Origin of the sequence: Anaerospora sp., from assembly GCF_032013335.1 — a bacterium.
Lineage (GTDB): Bacteria > Bacillota > Negativicutes > Sporomusales > DSM-15969 > Anaerospora.
In genome coordinates this window covers 9103-26726 of record NZ_DALZUO010000004.1, presented here as the reverse complement: position 1 = coordinate 26726, position 17624 = coordinate 9103, and the positions used below count along the sequence as shown (strand labels likewise).

Annotated in this window: 20 protein-coding genes; 16 read left to right on the top strand and 4 right to left on the bottom strand. The window is 41.7% G+C overall.

The features are described from left to right. The first annotated feature begins 16 nt into the window (after window positions 1–16). From RTR76_RS04950 to RTR76_RS04880, 15 genes are all read left to right on the top strand, one after another. Window positions 17–853: a sulfide/dihydroorotate dehydrogenase-like FAD/NAD-binding protein gene (locus RTR76_RS04950; protein WP_312517334.1), complete on the top strand. Its 837-nt coding sequence runs from the start codon at window positions 17–19 to the stop codon at window positions 851–853. Further along, complete coding sequence (gltA, locus tag RTR76_RS04945; RefSeq protein ID WP_312517331.1) at window positions 841–2244, top strand: NADPH-dependent glutamate synthase; 1404 nt, start codon at window positions 841–843, stop codon at window positions 2242–2244. The genes RTR76_RS04950 and gltA overlap by 13 nt, the downstream gene beginning before the upstream one ends. 56 nt (window positions 2245–2300) lie before the next feature. Beyond that, window positions 2301–3473: an LL-diaminopimelate aminotransferase gene (locus RTR76_RS04940; RefSeq protein WP_312517328.1), complete on the top strand. Its 1173-nt coding sequence runs from the start codon at window positions 2301–2303 to the stop codon at window positions 3471–3473. Between the two features lie 16 nt (window positions 3474–3489). Then, window positions 3490–3837 carry an ASCH domain-containing protein gene (locus RTR76_RS04935; protein WP_312517325.1) on the top strand — a complete coding sequence of 116 codons (348 nt, stop codon included), beginning with the start codon at window positions 3490–3492 and terminating at the stop codon, window positions 3835–3837. 36 nt (window positions 3838–3873) lie between these two features. After that, entirely contained in the window at window positions 3874–4452 is a 579-nt protein-coding gene (gene pduL, locus RTR76_RS04930) for a phosphate propanoyltransferase (protein WP_312517322.1), read from the top strand. 152 nt (window positions 4453–4604) lie between these two features. Continuing rightward, the gene (locus RTR76_RS04925; RefSeq protein ID WP_312517319.1) at window positions 4605–5378 is read left to right on the top strand and encodes an IclR family transcriptional regulator; all 774 of its coding nucleotides are present in this window, start codon (window positions 4605–4607) and stop codon (window positions 5376–5378) included. A gap of 31 nt (window positions 5379–5409) precedes the next feature. Next, window positions 5410–5613 (top strand): 4Fe-4S dicluster domain-containing protein, encoded by a 204-nt coding sequence (locus RTR76_RS04920; protein WP_312517317.1) that lies wholly within the window; start codon window positions 5410–5412, stop codon window positions 5611–5613. A gap of 23 nt (window positions 5614–5636) precedes the next feature. After that, window positions 5637–6704 carry a 3-methyl-2-oxobutanoate dehydrogenase subunit VorB gene (locus RTR76_RS04915; protein ID WP_312517314.1) on the top strand — a complete coding sequence of 356 codons (1068 nt, stop codon included), beginning with the start codon at window positions 5637–5639 and terminating at the stop codon, window positions 6702–6704. 2 nt (window positions 6705–6706) lie between these two features. After that, the gene (locus RTR76_RS04910; protein WP_312517311.1) at window positions 6707–7459 is read left to right on the top strand and encodes a thiamine pyrophosphate-dependent enzyme; all 753 of its coding nucleotides are present in this window, start codon (window positions 6707–6709) and stop codon (window positions 7457–7459) included. Beyond that, the gene (locus tag RTR76_RS04905; RefSeq protein ID WP_312517308.1) at window positions 7456–7986 is read left to right on the top strand and encodes a 2-oxoacid:acceptor oxidoreductase family protein; all 531 of its coding nucleotides are present in this window, start codon (window positions 7456–7458) and stop codon (window positions 7984–7986) included. Before RTR76_RS04910 ends, RTR76_RS04905 begins: the two co-directional genes overlap by 4 nt. A 136-nt stretch (window positions 7987–8122) precedes the next feature. Continuing rightward, entirely contained in the window at window positions 8123–9598 is a 1476-nt protein-coding gene (locus tag RTR76_RS04900) for a sensor domain-containing diguanylate cyclase (protein WP_312517305.1), read from the top strand. Between the two features lie 58 nt (window positions 9599–9656). After that, window positions 9657–10367 (top strand): class I SAM-dependent methyltransferase, encoded by a 711-nt coding sequence (locus RTR76_RS04895; protein ID WP_312517302.1) that lies wholly within the window; start codon window positions 9657–9659, stop codon window positions 10365–10367. A 120-nt stretch (window positions 10368–10487) separates the two neighbouring features. Continuing rightward, window positions 10488–11414, top strand: coding sequence for a patatin-like phospholipase family protein (locus RTR76_RS04890; RefSeq protein WP_312517299.1), 927 nt, complete (start codon window positions 10488–10490; stop codon window positions 11412–11414). 42 nt (window positions 11415–11456) lie between these two features. Continuing rightward, a complete protein-coding gene (locus tag RTR76_RS04885; RefSeq protein ID WP_312517296.1) occupies window positions 11457–12461 on the top strand; it encodes a hypothetical protein in 1005 nt (334 codons plus the stop codon). 192 nt (window positions 12462–12653) lie between these two features. Then, on the top strand, window positions 12654–13634 hold the full coding sequence (locus RTR76_RS04880; RefSeq protein WP_396144241.1) for a site-specific integrase: 981 nt from the start codon (window positions 12654–12656) through the stop codon (window positions 13632–13634). Between the two features lie 83 nt (window positions 13635–13717). On the opposite strand, the gene RTR76_RS04875 is transcribed toward RTR76_RS04880, so the two are convergent. Further along, complete coding sequence (locus RTR76_RS04875; protein WP_312517294.1) at window positions 13718–14017, bottom strand: LysM domain-containing protein; 300 nt, start codon at window positions 14015–14017, stop codon at window positions 13718–13720. A 164-nt stretch (window positions 14018–14181) separates the two neighbouring features. On the opposite strand from RTR76_RS04875, the gene lexA reads away from it, so the two are divergent. Continuing rightward, window positions 14182–14796: a transcriptional repressor LexA gene (lexA, locus tag RTR76_RS04870; protein ID WP_312517292.1), complete on the top strand. Its 615-nt coding sequence runs from the start codon at window positions 14182–14184 to the stop codon at window positions 14794–14796. A 70-nt stretch (window positions 14797–14866) separates the two neighbouring features. On the opposite strand, the gene RTR76_RS04865 is transcribed toward lexA, so the two are convergent. The 3 genes from RTR76_RS04865 to RTR76_RS04855 all read right to left on the bottom strand — a co-directional run. After that, window positions 14867–16240, bottom strand: coding sequence for a VanW family protein (locus RTR76_RS04865; RefSeq protein WP_312517290.1), 1374 nt, complete (start codon window positions 16238–16240; stop codon window positions 14867–14869). Window positions 16241–16307: 67 nt separating this feature from the next. Then, window positions 16308–17117, bottom strand: a complete 810-nt coding sequence (locus tag RTR76_RS04860; RefSeq protein WP_312517288.1) for a PRC-barrel domain-containing protein — start codon at window positions 17115–17117, stop codon at window positions 16308–16310. A gap of 30 nt (window positions 17118–17147) precedes the next feature. Continuing rightward, the coding region (locus tag RTR76_RS04855; protein WP_396144238.1) for a tol-pal system YbgF family protein at window positions 17148–17624 on the bottom strand (477 nt) is incomplete at its 5' end.

The window sequence follows — 17624 nt, the reverse complement described above, 5'->3', positions numbered from 1 at the left end:
ATAGGGGGAGAGAAGATTGTATACAATTGTTTATGCAGAAGAACTGGCACCTAGTGTAAAGTTATTTCATGTACAGGCGCCTCTGATCGCCAAGAAATGCCAACCGGGACAGTTTGTTATTGTACGGATTGATGAAGATGGTGAGCGCATACCGCTGACCATTGCTGATTTTGATCGTGAAAAGGGAACTATTACGCTTATTTTTCAGGAAGTTGGTCACAGTACCCGGCAAATGGGCGCACTAAAGCAAGGTGAACAATTCCTGGACGTAGCCGGTCCGCTTGGAAAGGCTACACATATTGAGAATTTCGGCACGGTTGTATGTATCGGTGGCGGCATTGGGGTAGCACCTGTGTATCCGATTGCCAGAGCTTACAAAGAAGCTGGTAATAAAGTAATTTCTATTATTGGTGCTCGTAATGAAGGGCTGTTGATACTGGAAAAAGAAATGGCTGCAGTCAGTGACGTTTTCCACATCACTACTGATGACGGCTCTAAAGGCCATAAAGGCCTTGTCATTGACCCGCTTAAAGAACTTATTGATGCAGGAGAAAAAATTGCAGTTGTAATGGCTATTGGCCCTGTAGTCATGATGCGTAGTGTAGCCGAGGTTACCCGCCCGCATGGTATTCATACAATTGTAAGCCTTAATCCAATCATGGTAGATGGCACAGGTATGTGTGGCGGCTGCCGGGTAAATGTAGCTAATGAGAATAAATTCGCCTGCGTTGACGGACCTGAGTTTGATGCTCATGAAGTTGATTTCGCGGGGTTAATGGCACGGCAAAGAATGTATCACAATCATGAAAAGCAAGAACGGCCTCAAGGAGGTAATTGCAAATGTCATGGGTAAAAAATAAAATGCCCGAGCAGGAACCGCAAGAAAGACGCAAAAATTTCTCGGAGGTCTCGCTAGGTTATGCTTCTGAAACAGCGCAAAATGAAGCAAAACGCTGTTTGCAATGCAAAACAGCGCCATGCCGGCAAGGGTGCCCTGTAGGGATTAATATTCCTGAATTTATTAAACATATTAAAGACGGGAACTTTGATTCGGCAATTACTGAAATAAAAACCAAGAATAATCTGCCCGCAGTCTGCGGACGTGTATGTCCACAGGAAGATCAGTGTGAGAAGTATTGCATTGTTGGCAAGCGAGGTGAGCCTGTCGCCATCGGAAGATTGGAGCGTTTTGCCGCTGATCATTCCCGCACGGCAGAAAACAAACAGGCCGCTCAAGCGCTCGAGGGTACTCTGGGGAAGGTTGCCATTATTGGCGCTGGACCTGCAGGATTAGCCGCTGCCGGTGATTTAGCACGCTTAGGCTATAAAGTAACAGTGCTTGAAGCTTTGCACGCTCCTGGCGGGGTCTTAATGTATGGAATACCTGAATTTCGTTTACCTAAAGACATTGTTGCCGGAGAAATTAATGAATTAAAAGAACTTGGCGTAGAAATTATGGTGAATGCTATTGTCGGCAAAACATTTACCATTGATGAATTATTGAATGACGAAGGCTTCGATAGCGTATTTATTTCAACTGGTGCCGGACTGCCGCATTTTCTGGAGATTCCAGGCGAAAACTTAAATGGTGTTTATTCGGCTAACGAATTTTTGACACGTGTTAATTTGATGAAGGCATATAAATATCCTGCATCAGGCACTCCTGTACATGCGGGAAGAAATGTTGCTGTTGTCGGAGCTGGTAATGTTGCGATGGATGCTGCGCGTACAGCATTGCGTTTAGGTGCTGAAAATGTTTATATTGTCTATCGTCGCTCCGAAGATGAAATGCCAGCCAGAGCGGAAGAAAAGGAGCATGCCAAAGAGGAAGGAGTCCAATTCCGGCTGCTTACAAATCCTCAAGCAATACTTGGTGATGAAAAAGGCTGGGTAAAGGGACTGGAATGTATCCGTATGGAGCTGGGTGAGCCTGATGCCTCAGGACGCCGTAAACCAATAGCCGTACCTTCCTCAAATTTCATTCTTGAAGTTGATACCGTTATCATGGCAATAGGACAAGGGCCTAATCCTCTGGTACAGCAAACTACTCCTGGGTTAGAAGTGGATCGCCGCGGCAATATTATGGCTGACGAAAATGGCCAAACTTCAAAAGAGGGTGTGTTTGCCGGTGGCGATATTGTTACTGGAGCTGCAACCGTCATTCTGGCAATGGGCGCAGGAAAAAAGGCGGCTGTTGCTATTCATGAATATATACAAAAAAAGAATGCAGTGAAAGGGATTTAAAGACTCTTCCTGGAATTTAAATAAAAGTTGGATTTTCTCTAGGATGGTGACTGTAAGTGGAGTTTCGCCAAGCGCAGCGGATGCATGGATTGACATCAGCTATTTTTACTGAAGTAGATAATCTGCGTAAAGAACAAGTTGCCGCAGGCAAAGATATTATCACGCTTAGCATCGGCAGCCCTGACTTAGCGCCTGCACCTCATATTATTGAGGCATTGCAGGAGGGAGTAAGGAACCAAAATAATTACGGCTACACGCTATCTAAGGGGATTCCTGCTTTTACTAGTGCTATTTCTAATTGGTATAAAGACCGCTTTAATGTCGATTTGGATGCGGAGACGGAAGTGTATTCCCTCATTGGATCGCAGGATGGCCTGGCTCATATTGCGTTATGCCTTGTAAATCCCGGCGATGTTGTGTTAGTTCCAGATCCGGGATATCCGATCTTCAGCGCAGGGCCACTTATGGCTGGAGCCGATTTATATCGTATGCCTTTAACAGCAGCGAATCACTATCTGCCTGATCTTTCCGCTATCAGTGATTCTGTTCTTAAACGAGCAAAGATGATGATTCTTAACTACCCTAATAATCCATTAGCAGCAACTGCACCGCGTGATTTCTTTGAACAAGTTGTTGCCTTTGCAAAACGCAATAATATACTAGTTTGCCATGACTTTGCATATAGTGAACTAGTGTTTGATGGTTACCGGCCGGACAGTTTCCTTAGCATTCCGGGAGCCAAAGAAGTAGCTATTGAATTTCACTCCTTATCTAAAACTTATAATATGGCTGGCTGCCGTGCTGGTATGGTTGTCGGTAATAAACAAGTGATAAGTTTACTGGGAAAAGTGAAATCAAATTTTGATTATGGAATATTTCAGCCGATACAACAAGCGGCTGTAGCTGCTTTATCTGGCCCCCAGGACTGCGTGAGAGAAACGGCCTTGACTTATCAGCGGCGCAGGGATATTATAGTTGATGGATTAAGAGGAATGGGGTGGCATGTAGATCGACCCCGGGCTTCAATGTATGTGTGGGCTCCGGTACCTACACAACAATCTTCCTTTGACTTTGTGGTTGACTTATTAAAACATGCAGGTGTTGCACTTATTCCGGGTAGTGGGTTTGGTCAATTTGGTGAAGGTTTTGTCCGAATTGCTCTCGTTCAGCCCGAAGAAAGGCTGGCTGAGGCTATTGATCGCATTCAATCCTGGCTGGGCAAATTATGATGAGGAGAGAGCTAGTATGCGAGCCTTAAATTTTTATTCATCGAACTATCATAGTCAATTAGTTTGTCGTCGTAAAACTTGTACCATTCGGCTAGGTGATAAAACACACAAGTATACAGAAGGCGATATCGTTTGGGTTACAGTAGGTAAACGCTTTGCCCAGAAAAAGAAAATATTTACCGCGATGATAGATCGTGTCTTAGTCAAACCGATTGCCCAGCTTACTACAGAAGATCTTCAAGGTGAGAATCCGGATATTGCGAGTATTGATGATTTTTTGGTTTTTATCCAGTCTATTTATGATAAAGTGATTACACCTGGTGATACAGTTACAGTTGTGTATTTTTCCGAAATCATTGAGTAAATGATATAGATTAGATGTATAAGGAGTGCGACTCACATGGCAGAAATTAAAGTTCCTATTGGTGTCTCGGGGCGTCATGCCCATGTTTCCCGTGAACATTTGAATATTCTTTACGGAGAAGGCTACGAACTTACTTCCATCAAAGAATTATCTCAGCCTGGACAATTCGCAGCCCAGGAAACAATTGATTTAGTAACTGAAAAAGGATCCTTCAAAAATGTTCGTATTTTAGGACCGGTACGCAGCCAAAGTCAAGTTGAAATTGCGCTGACTGATGCTGTGAAATTAGGGATCAAACCACCGGTACGTGATTCGGGAGATCTTAAAGGATCGCCAGGAGTAACGCTTGTTGGACCTAAAGGATCAGTTCAGTTAAACGAAGGGGTTATTGCCGCCTGTAGGCATATTCATATGACTCCGGAAGATGCTGTCCGTATGAATGTGACGGATAAGGAAATTGTGCAAGTGCGCTGTGGCGGTGAGCGTGGACTTCTCTTTGATCAAGTTCTTGTACGCGTCAGTCCATCGTATCAACTGGAAATGCATATTGATACCGATGAAGGTAATGCGGCTATGATAAAAACTGGTGAATTAGTGAATATAATTAAAAAGTAGGATTTTTTGAATACCCCGTGCGATGCACGGGGTATTCTGTATTCATAATCAAATTTGTTTAAAAAAGCAGGATTTTTTAACAAATTTTCGAATATATTGATAATAAGAACAAGAACGTTGTTCGGCTAGTGGAAACGGCAGGTGGTGATTTATTGGATAAACAAGTACAATATACCGTTGCAGCTGTAGATCGAGCCTTAGAAATCCTGAATTTATTAGGAAAATCTTCACGGGAACTAGGCATAACAGAACTGGCAAAGGTTTTAGGTGTTCAAAAAAGTACAGTTCACAGCCTGCTGCAGACTATGCTGGCACGGGATTTCGTTCAGCAGACTGAGACAGGACGATACGCACTAGGGGTAAAATTACTACAGCTTGGTGAATTGTTCGCTCAGCGGCTGGATATTCGATCAGTAGCGAAACCAGTTCTAACAGAGCTTGCTGATGAAACGGGTAAGGTCGCCTTATTAGCAGTATTATCGCGACATGAACTAATTATTATTGACAAAGTAGAGCCTGAGCGTCCTTTTTTGATTATTCCTAAATTCGATTTCAGTTTGGCATTTCATAGTACTGCTGTTGGAAAGGTGCTATTAGCTTTTGCTGCTGAAGAAATCAGAAATGCGATTCTTACGAAGCAGCTATCTCCTTTTACTCCGTTTACTATTACTGATGTCGATGAAATTCAGCTGGAACTAAGCAAAGTTCGTCAAGATACCTATGCCATAGGCTGTGATGAAACAATTGAGGGCGTTTCCTGCTTTGCTGTACCTATTTATAATGCCGCTAACCAGGTAGTTGCAGCTCTATCGGTGTCAAGTGCCAGCTCCCTGATTAATCTCAATGGTTATGACCCTATTATTGCTACGTTAAAGCAAAAAGCAGCATTTATCTCACAACGTCTTGGACAGCCGGGCAATTCTTAACTTGTATTTATTTAATTAAGGAGGAATCTCAATGCCTAGACCTGTATTTACGGAAGAACGCTGTAAGGGATGTGCGTTATGTACAAAAGCATGTCCAAAGAAAATCATCGAAATTTCCAATCGGTTTAACAGCAAAGGATATCGGCCGGCGGCCTGTATTGATGAAGCTAAATGTATCGGCTGTTCCTTATGTGCAAAAACATGTCCTGATATTGTGATTGAAATCCATAAATAAATTGACAACGGAGAGTGATCAATGTGTCCGAAAAGGTTTTAATGAAAGGCAACGAAGCCATTGGAGAAGCGGCCATTGTTGCCGGCTGTCGCCACTATTTCGGCTATCCGATAACACCTCAAACCGAATTGACCGAATATATGGCAAAACGGATGCCGCAAGTTGACGGAGTATTTGTACAAGCAGAAAGTGAAGTTGCTGCCATCAACATGGTGTATGGAGCAGCAGGAGCCGGAGCACGAACAATGACCTCTTCTTCCAGTCCTGGCATAAGCTTGAAACAGGAAGGAATATCGTATATAGCGGGAGCAGAACTGCCGTGTGTGATTGTCAATATTATGAGGGGTGGACCTGGCCTTGGCGGTATTCAACCAGGTCAGGGTGATTACTTTCAAGCTACTAAAGGCGGTGGGCATGGCGACTATCGCAATATTGTTCTGGCTCCAAACTCCGTACAAGAATTAGTGGATATTACTATCTTATCATTTGATTTGGCTGATAAGTATCGCAATCCGGTTATGCTCTTAGGCGATGGTGCTTTAGGACAAATGATGGAGCCGGTAGAATTTACTCCCAGTTCATCCGTTGCACCAGAAAAGCCGTGGGCAGCAGGGGGCATGAGAGGTCGCAAAGAACCCAATATTATTAATTCACTGTATCTTCAGCCCGAAGAATTGGAAAAACACAATATACGCTTACAAAAGAAATATGCTTTGATTGAAGCGAATGAAATTCGCTATGAAGAATTACATACCGAAGATGCAGAACTAATTATCGTTGCCTATGGCATAACATCACGTATTGCCCGGTCTGCAATTGAAAAAGCACGCTCCGAGGGAATTAAAGTCGGAATGCTGCGTCCCATTTCACTTTGGCCCTTTCCTGCCGAGCCACTAGCTAAGCTTGCTGTTACCGCAAATGCTTTTCTTACAATTGAGCTTAGTGCCGGCCAAATGGTAGAAGATGTTCGCTTAGCTGTTAATGGCGCTAAACCGGTATATTTTTACGGCCGTACTGGTGGAATGATGCCTAATCCTAAGGCGATTTACGAACAGATTATTGCCGTTATGTCGGGCAAGGGAGGGAAATAGTAGTGTCTACTAAAATTTTTCAAAGGCCACAATCCTTAAAGGATGTGTCATTTCACTACTGTCCAGGGTGCCATCATGGTATTATTCACCGTCTGGTGGCAGAAGTAATCGATGAGCTGGATGCTGGTGACAAGACTATCGGTATTGCACCAGTAGGTTGTTCCGTTTTAGCGTATGAGTACTTTAACTGTGATATGTACGAAGCGGCCCATGGTCGTGCCCCGGCAGTTGCTACAGGCGTTAAGCGGGTTCACCCTGATGCTTTAGTTTTTACATATCAAGGTGATGGCGATTTAGCAGCTATTGGCTGTGCAGAAATTGTTCATGCTGCAGCCCGGGGAGAAAAAATCACCACTATTTTCGTGAATAATGCCATCTATGGAATGACAGGAGGTCAAATGGCACCTACCAGCCTAGTGGGTCAGGTCACAAATACATCCCCCTATGGCCGGAAGGAAGATGGAACTGGTTTGCCTATACGTGTATCGGAGATGCTGGCTACTTTGGATGGAGCGAAGTTTGTTGCCCGTGTAGCCGTTAATAATCCTGCTAATATGGCAAAGGCTAAGACCGCTATAAAAAAGGCCTTTGAAATCCAGCTTAAGGGTGAGGGTTTTGCCTTGGTTGAGGTTTTATCAACTTGCCCAACAAATTGGGGAATGACGCCACTCGATTCTGCTGAGTGGTTGGAAAAGAATATGATTCCCTATTATCCACTGGGAACTTTTAAGACTCCTGAGGGGGGATTGAAATGATTCACGAAATTGTTATGGCAGGGTTTGGTGGGCAAGGCGTCATGTTAATTGGTCAGCTCATGACATATGGAGGAATGCTGGCTAATAAACAAGTATCATGGATTCCTTCCTATGGACCGGAGATGAGAGGCGGAACAGCAAATTGTTCCGTGATTGTCTCTGATGAGCCAATAGGAGCTCCTATCGTATCGGAGCCAACGGCTGTAATTGCTATGAATTTACCTTCGCTTGATAAATTTGAGCCTTTACTCGTACCGGGGGGAATCTTGATTATTAATAGCTCGCTTATCGAGCGAAAAGCCAAACGTGATGATCTTCAAGTTCATTATGTAGCTGCAAATGACATTGCAGCTGAGCTCGGAAATTCTAAAGTTGCTAATATGGTCGTACTGGGGGCTTTGCTTGCAGCAACAAATGCTGTGGACAGCGAATCGGTATTGAAAGCTTTTGCAAAAATGTTCGCCAAAAAGCCGGAGCTGCTTACTATTAATCAACAGGCACTCAATCGAGGTGCTCAAAGTCTATAAATAAAAGGCATCATGATGAAATCCTGGTTACCTAGCTGGGATTTCTTTCGTGATGCCTTATTTTTACGATGGGGAGGATTTCTTTACCAAATAGCGAATCCATACTAAATAATGAATCATTAGGTGGTCGATTCGGTTGAGTCAAATATCACTTTATACAGCAATGCTGAGTATGGCTACTGAGACCCTGCCATCTGCTTTTATTGCAACTGATATGCTAGGAAATATTACCCACGCGTATATTTCTAAACAATCACAGCACAAACTACAATATCTGCTTGGTCAGAATATCTATCGAATTAGCCGGTTGATGTTCGGATTAGACGGAGCTAAACAAATCATGTCAAGCTGGCAACAATGCATTGCAGAGCAGATACCTGCTGAAATTAACCGGTTTGAGCATACATCAACTCATGGTCTGCAGGAATACCTGGACATGCGTTTTGCAGCGCACCTCACTGCCGATAAAGTTATCATATATATCCGCAGTACAACGGAAAGTGTGTTGTTAGATGAAGAATTTGTCTGCTTTACTGAGCAACATGAGTCGGTGAATCGTGAACTGTGTATTGCTATATCCAATCTGGATTTTCATTTAATGGATTTGGAACAAGCCCGGAAAAAACTAGCCGCACTTTACCGGGTAACTGCTATTGCGCAAAAGACAGTCAATGAACATGAAGTACTGGAAGAAATACTGGACGGTATTACCCGTGAGCTCGGATTTACTAATGCAGCAATACTTTTGCTTGATGATGCTACTCAGGAATTAAAAGCTCGTGCACATCGTGGGTATCCGGAAGGAATCTGTATTCCTATCGGAAAGGGAATCACCGGATATGCTGCACTTCACCGTGAATTGGTGTATGTTCCTGATGTTACAAATGATCCTCGCTATATATCTGGCGCAGCCTCAGGTGTTAGTGAAGTTGCCGTTCCATTAATAGTGGATGACCGGGTAATCGGAATACTTGATGTTGAATCTTCTCAAGAAAAGATATTACAAGATTATGATTTGGACATGCTGCGTTCTTTAGCCAGCCAAATTGCTATGACGATTGAGCATGCTACTCACGTATGCAAAGTAGAAGTACAGGCTATTACGGATGGCATGACCGGATTATTTAATTATCGTCACTTTCAAACGTTACTAGAACGGGAATACAAGCGGGCTTCCCGCTATAATCGTACCATTTCTCTTATCATGATTGATATTGATCATTTTAAAAAATATAATGATACAAATGGACATTTGCAGGGTGATGAGACCTTGCGCAAGGTAGCAGCCCTTATTAAGAATTCTTGCCGGGATGTTGATTTTGCTGTTCGTTATGGGGGAGAAGAATTCGCTGTTCTTTTACCAGAAACGTCCGTTGATGAAGCGCTGTCTATTGCTGAGCGCCTTCGTCAGTCTATTGAGGAATATCCGTTTGTTAATCGGGAAAAGCAGCCGAATCAGTGTCTTACTATCAGTTTAGGATTAGCCAATTATCCGACAGATGCTATTTCTATACTTGAATTACTTGATCACGCGGATGCTGCGCTATATCAAGCAAAGAGATCAACGCGTAACTGTGTTTGTCTATATCGTCGGTATACTAATCCGCTATAATTCATTAAAAATTATTTCTGCTAGGCAGATTTGTATAAATGGTGGTGTCTATTCTGATATGCATGAAACATTTGGTGATTGGAAAACATATTCGCTAGCAGGAACCGACCAAGAAGTTCGGTTTATTGCTGATGTATTAAATCTTCCAGCACAATCATCAATACTTGATTTATATTGCGGTTATGGCCGGCATGCAATCGCTTTGGCGAAACGCAATTACATACTAACTGGCGTAGATGCTACACAAGATTTTTTGGATATTGCCAGTCAAAAAGCCCAGGAAGAGGGCGTTGAAGTCAGTTTTCGTCAGCAGGATATGCGAGAGTTGGACTATAGTAATCAATTTGATGCAGTTATTAATATGTTTGCCGCTTTTGGTTACTTTACTGATGAAGAGAACTCTCGGGTACTGCAATTAGTTGCTCAATCACTTAAACCTAGGGGCGTTTTTTTAATCGATCTATTGAATCGTGAATGGATGGTACATAATAATCTTAATCGTTATTGGCGTCACCCTAGTGGAGAATATGTGCTTTCTTATAAAGTGGAACTTAATCAAGGCATTGTTACGATGAAACGCCAACTCATTAACCAAATAACAGGGAAGAAAATGCAGTATGAATTTGTTCTGCGGGCGTATTCATTAACTGAGATGACCGATATTTTAACGCAAGCTGGATTGTCAATAGTAACTACCTATGGCGGCTTTGATTATCGGCCTTACAATTCAGAAGCTCCCAGAATGATTATATTAGCTCAAAAAAGTTAAGATATCGGATATAAATACGCGAAAAAGACCACCCATGATTATTACATAATCATGGGTGGTCTTTTTCACCCTTCTTATTAATCTTCATAAGATAATATAGGAGGTCAGTGAGGTGATTACATGATTGTACGAGTCAACGGAACAAAACACGAAAAGGGACGCCCGGTAAAAGTTGGCCTTGCTTTAAGCGGCGGGGGCTTACGAGGTGCCTCGCATATAGGAGTATTAGCAGCTTTAGCACGTGAACGTATCCCGATTGATATGATATCCGGTACTAGTGCCGGAGCTGTTATAGCGGGAATGTATGCCTGTGGCTATACGCCAAAGCAAATGGTAAATTATGCGCAAACGTTAAAGACAAACGAATTAATTGATCTCAAAGTTACTGTGGGCGACTTGGTTAAGCATGGGGCAAAGTGGTTGTTTAGTGGAAAATTTCGTTTTTGGTCTGTCTTGCCGACCGGATTGATTAAAGGGGATCGCATAGAGAAGTATTTATATAATTTTTGGCAAGAACGAACGGTGCGAGATACTAAAATTCCTGTTGCGATTACGGCAGTAGATATTAATTCGGCAGATACAGTTTTCTTTACCACGCCCATTCCTGGCAGCCGTGACATATTGAATGCGCGATATTATCATAATACATCGCTTGTTGAAGCTGTACGGGCAAGTATTTCAATACCTGGTGTCTTCTTTCCAAAGAAATACCGGGGAATGACATTAGTAGACGGTGCAGTAAAGAATAATTTGCCTACTGATATTTTACGTCATATGGGAGCAGACGTTGTTATTGCCGTAGATTTAGGCTATGACGGTCAACCCAATAATGAGATTAAAACTGTAGGTGAAATACTCATGCAATGTATTGAAATTATGGGACGTGAGGTAACTCTGCTGAAGGGAAGTCAATACGCAGATGTCGTTATCCGACCAGGAGTATACGATTTAAACATGAAGGACTCTAATTATATGTTACTGGCAATAGAACGCGGCGAGCAAGCAGCAAAAGAAAAAATGAATGAAATCAGAAATTTGCTTCCGTAGATATGGCTGCAATAGGCAATCGGAAGCAGGAGGGGATTGTTTGTGTTAAAGCGAGGCATACCACCTCTTTTTCAGGAGCTTTCGGGTGATGATAATATTATCGGTATTGGTCAAGGGCATAAATGGATAAGGGGAGAGAACTCCGGTCAAAAAGCTACCGTAGTTTTAGTGAGAAAAAAGCTTGCTAAAGATAATTTGATGCGCAGTACGCTGATTCCACAGAGAATTAATAATAGGCCGACCGATGTTATTGAGGTTGGCGATATTCGTCTTTTTAATGACCGAACAGGATTCATGAGACCTGCCCGGCCAGGAATCAGCATTGGGCATTACAAAGTATCAGCAGGTACGTTAGGTGCAATTGTTAAAGATCGCACAACCGGAGAAACACTAATTTTATCCAATAACCACGTACTTGCTAATAGTTCCGATGGTGCAGATGACAGGGCCGCGATTGGTGATATCATATTGCAGCCTGGTTCAATCGATGGCAATAATGAGCAAGTCGATGCCACTATCGGATATTTGCAGCGCTTTGTGCCATTAAATAGGCGCGTATCCACGTCTCAGTGTCCAATAGCAAAATTGTTTGAAACAACATTAAATAAATGCATTGCTATTTTCCGCCCCAATTATCAGGTTCGCGTATTGCGAGAGAATGACGCTGTTAATATTGTTGACTGTGCAGTTGCAAAGCCCGTTAGCGAAGCTGCTATAACACAAGATATTTTAGGACTAGGAAAAATCGCAGGCGTCAAGGAACCCGAGATTGGACTAGAAATTAAAAAAAGCGGCCGCAGCAGCGGAATTACTTCGAGTTTTATCTTAGCAACTGACGTAACCGTACGAGTAGATGTGGGAAATAAGGAATATGGAATTTTTACCGATCAGATATTGGCAGGTCCTATGAGCATACCTGGTGATAGTGGATCGATAATTCTAACTGAAGATAATTATGCGATTGGCTTGTTATTCGCAGGCTCAGATAAAGTTACGATGCTCAATCGAATTGACAACGTACTTGATGCCTTGAATATTAAATTTTAATGAATAATAAAAACCAGGAGATAATCCTGGTTTTTTAATTGCAAGCAATAGACTGAATATTCAATGCTGTAATGAATTAAAACTTACATGAAAATAACTTTTTTATTACTTCCGATAATTTATAGTTATCGGAAGTTGACAATGAATTCAGGATGAGTTATGATCATGTTAGATTATTGCGAGGTGCTTTGCTTGAATACAAAAAACAAACAATTTTTTCTGCGGGAAAACGAATTTATCGAAAACAATGAAAAACTTTCTGAGAAAAGCAAACGTCGTATGAAAAAATCCAAAGCTGATAATACTCTGCGTGCCTATGAAGCTGATTGGCTTGACTTTTATGATTGGTGTCATCATCACGACCTCCAGGCATTGCCTGCTGAGCCTGAAACAATTGTCAATTATATTAATGATTTAGCCGATGATGCAAAAGCTAATACTGTGTCAAGACGACTTAGTGCTATTTCTGAAAATCACAAAGCCGCCGGCTGCGAAGAAAAAAATCCTTGTCGTGGCGGTCTTGTGCGAAACGCCTTAGATGCAATAAAAAGAGAAAAAGGAACAATACAGCGCGGTAAGTCCCCTCTTCTCATTGAAGATTTGCAGGATATCGCCTGTTGTTTTAATACGGAGGAAATTGCCGGAATCAGGGATAAGGCCCTTCTGCTCACCGGATTCATGGGCGCTTTCCGTCGTTCCGAATTAGTGCGGATAGATGTTGAAGATTTAACCTTTGCGCGGGAAGGTATCATCATTTTAGTGAGTCAATCCAAAGGCGATCAGGAAGGTCAAGGCGAATTCGTAGCTATTCCTTATAACTCAGATCCCGAGGTATGTGCTGTCATTGCTTTGCAGAATTGGATTAATATCGCTCAAATTAGAACGGGTGCCCTCTTCCGTCCGTTGAACAAATATCAACAGGTTCGTCCCCGGCGCTTAACGGATAAATCCGTAGCGCTGATTGTAAAAAGATATGCCGCTCTGATTGGCCGCAATGCGGATGATTTCGCCGGACACAGCCTAAGACGCGGATTTGCAACAAGCGCAGCTCAGCATGATGTAGACGAACGCACGATTATGCAGCAAACTCGCCATAAATCGGAGAAAATGGTTCGCAGATATATCGAGCAAGGTAATTTGTTTAAAAATAATGCCCTCAATAAAATGTTTTAATGCAATACCTGCCGTAATATACTACGGCAGGTATTGCATTAAAAATTAGTCTACATAATATTTATTATCGGACCTAACTCTTTTTATTCTTTACTGATACTAGCCCATCCGGAGTAATTGTCTTTGACTGGTATCCGCAAAGTCTGACCCGGGTATATCTGAACGGATTGATCTAACTGATTGGCATGTTTTATAGCGGCAATTACATCGCGAATATCTTCCTGTCTGGTAGAGTGTTTTGCTGCAATATTCCAAACGGTATCTCCTGTCTCCACAATAACAGTTTTATAATGTAACGAGACTGCTTCATTAAAACCGGTAAAAAGATTACCAGCTGACGTGGCTAATAATGTAAGAAATAATATAAAAGTAAGTTTATTCATATATAACACCTCTGAACATTTGTTCGCCTGAATTTATAATAACATAGCACATATGTTCTGGTCAATAGATTTATGACTATTTTTCGAACGAGTGTTTGCGTTTTTATGCATAAATTGGTATAATGAGTATATGAGTTTTATCCGTTGATTAGGAGTGGATTCCTGTGAATAAAGAATGTTTGATAAATAACCGCCAAAAACAAATTTTGAAGCATATTAAGGATACCCTTCGTTCTAAAGGTTATCCCCCTTCCGTCAGAGAAATTGGCGAGGCTGTCGGATTAAGTTCCAGCTCAACTGTGCATGGTCATTTAGCCAAATTAGAAGAAATGGGTTTTATAAAACGCGACCCAACTAAGCCGAGAGCAATCGATGTGCTTGATGAAGCTCCCTGGAGGCAAAAGCGTCTTACCCCGATACCATTGATCGGCAAGGTAACTGCCGGTCAGCCTATTCTGGCGATAGAAAACATTGAAGAAACATATCCCCTTCCGACCGAATTAGTTGGTGAAGAGGAAACATTTATGCTTACTGTCCAGGGAGACAGCATGATGAATGCCGGCATCCTGGACGGCGATCTGATTATTGTTCGCGTTCAGCGCTCAGCTAATAATGGTGATATTATTGTTGCCATGATTGATGATGAGGCTACGGTAAAACGATTTTATAAAGAACACGACCGGATTCGCCTACAGCCTGAGAATCCAGCCTATGATCCGATTTTTAGCCGCGATGTCACTATATTAGGCAAAGTCATCGGTGTTTTCCGACTGTTATAGAAATAGCAAGCACTAACAATATAAAAAGCAATAGCCGTGAATATTCACGGCTATTGCTTTTTATTACTCGCTATTTGGATTTTTGCTGCGGCAAAGCTTTAGTGCCTACGCGAATGACTTTATCTACAGCTTTAAATTCATCATTTGCCAGTAACTCACGACTAATTTCTTTGCCATCATTACTTTTCTTAATACGGTAAGTTGTGACGTGAAACCCTTTTTGACCTTCAACTTCCGTCAGCTGCTTACCAAGATCTAGTGTCGCATCTTGCTTAATAATTGTTTTTGGCTCAATAACCTTGGTATCTGTCGCGACAACTTGAATGGTTGGTCTGTTTTCCAGCTGTTTACCCAAGATGTAAATAGTCAGCTGGTCATCGGAAACCTCACTTTTAATGTATATGTTGGTTTCAGTGGAATTCTTAAATCTAAAATCCAGCAGGTTATCAGCCACTGTTGCATCCTGGCCAATTGGTACATATCCTGGTGGGTAAAAATGAGAAGTACGCTCTTCAATATTCATATCGGCAAGCAGTACGGCATTATAGAGAGTGCTGCTGACCTGGCAAACTCCCCCACCCCAATCAGGTACAATTTTTCCTTCAATAAATACCGGCGCTTCTTTATAACCATATTCCGCTAAACGAAGACCAACATTACGATTAAAAGAAAAATCATCTCCCTGTTTTACAAGCGTACCGTTAATACTACGTGCCGCAAGTCGAATGTTTTCAGCACGATTTGTATTAAAAGCATCAAATTGTGTAGTATAGGAGGTAATTAAACTATCAATAGAGGATAAATCCGCAGCATAAATCACCGGGTTAATCTCATCTACAACTAATGGCACAGAAAAATTTAATTGGTTATTAAGCTGCGTAGTAAATTCTGCTACTGTTTTATGAATATCAAGTTTTTTACCTATCACTTCTGGAATGACGGTAACATCCGAACCATTATACAAGAGCGTTGCATTTTGAGCCTTCGTATCTAGGGATTGTGCAATAAAATGAAGAATAAGTTCTAATTTGGCAGTATCATAAGCAACTGCAATTGGTATGATATAACCTCGATTGACTGTCAAATACCGCTCTTGTAATTGGTGGAATATATTTCCTGTTCTGCCTATTTCATAAGCTTTTTGGGCTAATGAAGATGCATCAATTGCTACATTAATCTCTTCTAACGAAATTGGCCATGTTTTATCTTTATAATGAAGTTGAATCGGCTGTGACATTCGGGTAAGTATTCTTTCACGAATTTTCACTTCCGCTTCTTTCACCGAAAGTCCGCCAAGTGGAATGTCTGCGACCGAAACGCCACTGTAAATTTCATTTGTAACGATGAATGCGGTGTTAGCTGCAACAAAACTAATAATGCTAAACGCAATAATTAAGCCAAGAAACAAGATTAAATTAGCTCTGCGAGTATTTGCTGCAGGCATTTTGTACACTCCGATCTATTTTACGCTATTAAGAAGCAAAGCCCCCGTAAAAAGGGGGGCTCTTTACTTATTGAATACTCATCGATAATTCAACGAATTTTCCAGCTAACTTAGCTTTTTGTAATACTTCCTCTGTAATTTCGCCGCCTTGATCAATAATGACCATACCATTATCGGTTTCAATACGTCGATTAGCTTTTTTTCCTAGAAGATATTTACGGTGCTTATCATCAAACTTGCGAGCAGCATCTGCATTACCATCATTTGTGGCAGCAGCCGGTGCTGGAACTTCAGCGATCGCTGGTGCAGCATCTGCTGCAGGAGCTGCTGGTACTGCTGCTACAGGCTCAGGTTCTGCAATTGGTTGAACTGAAGACTGGACAAGAGTTGCAGCTGCTACAGGTTGTTGTTCATCAGTAGTTTCTTTTATGATAAGCACATCTTTACCATAGGTAAGAATGCGTTGTGCAGGAATCTCAGCTGATTGTCCTGATACATCTTCTATTTCACAGGCAGTAATTTGCCCGGCATCATCAATAAGAATTTCCGTTACTTTGCCTTGAATACGGCCGCTTTTGGTCAACACTTTAGTGCCGATTACTTTTATATCATCGGATAACAACTTCTCAAATTCAGGTGCAGTTGTTATCGATGCTACTGAACTGCTATCCTCAATTGTTACGGCATATTCACCAACGCCGGTAATTGCTGAAAAAGGAAGTAATTTTGCCTCAAGATACCATTTGATCTCATCTCTAACCAATGCGGTTACAATGCCGCCATTTGGATTAATTACCAGGCCCTTAACATTTCCTAACTCCTTGCCTTCCATTATGCTAATTACAGGCAATCCAAGAATATCAGTGCTTTTTTTCATATAAATTCATAACCCCCTATTAATTTTTGACTATATTAAATTACGCCATTCGCGAAATTCTGCATTAATTTCTTCCAACACATCCGTCGGAATTTTATGATAAGGAATAAGACCTAGTCGACGATGAATTAAAGTGTTTTTTATAATTCGTAAGTAGGCAATCGTATTGATAAACTCCTGCTCAAATTGATACTCATCATGAAGTGCTGCGCTAGTTTTTCCATCAACAAATACTTGTATTGCATCATCGTAAGAACCTAGCAATTTCAGAATGTTACCAATTTCAATCGTAATAAAAGGAGCAGCTGAATCTTCTGGAAAAAGCTGTAGAATATGTCGAAATGCTGATAACGCGTGCTCATATTCTTTATTCTCTTTTTGACTAAATGCGTAGTCAAGGAGTGTATCTAAATCTTGTGTATCCGGGAGGACCGTTTCAAAGGCTTTTGGCATTTGCTGATTCATGGTACAAACAACCTCTGTTACTTCATTATAGCTTGAATTATT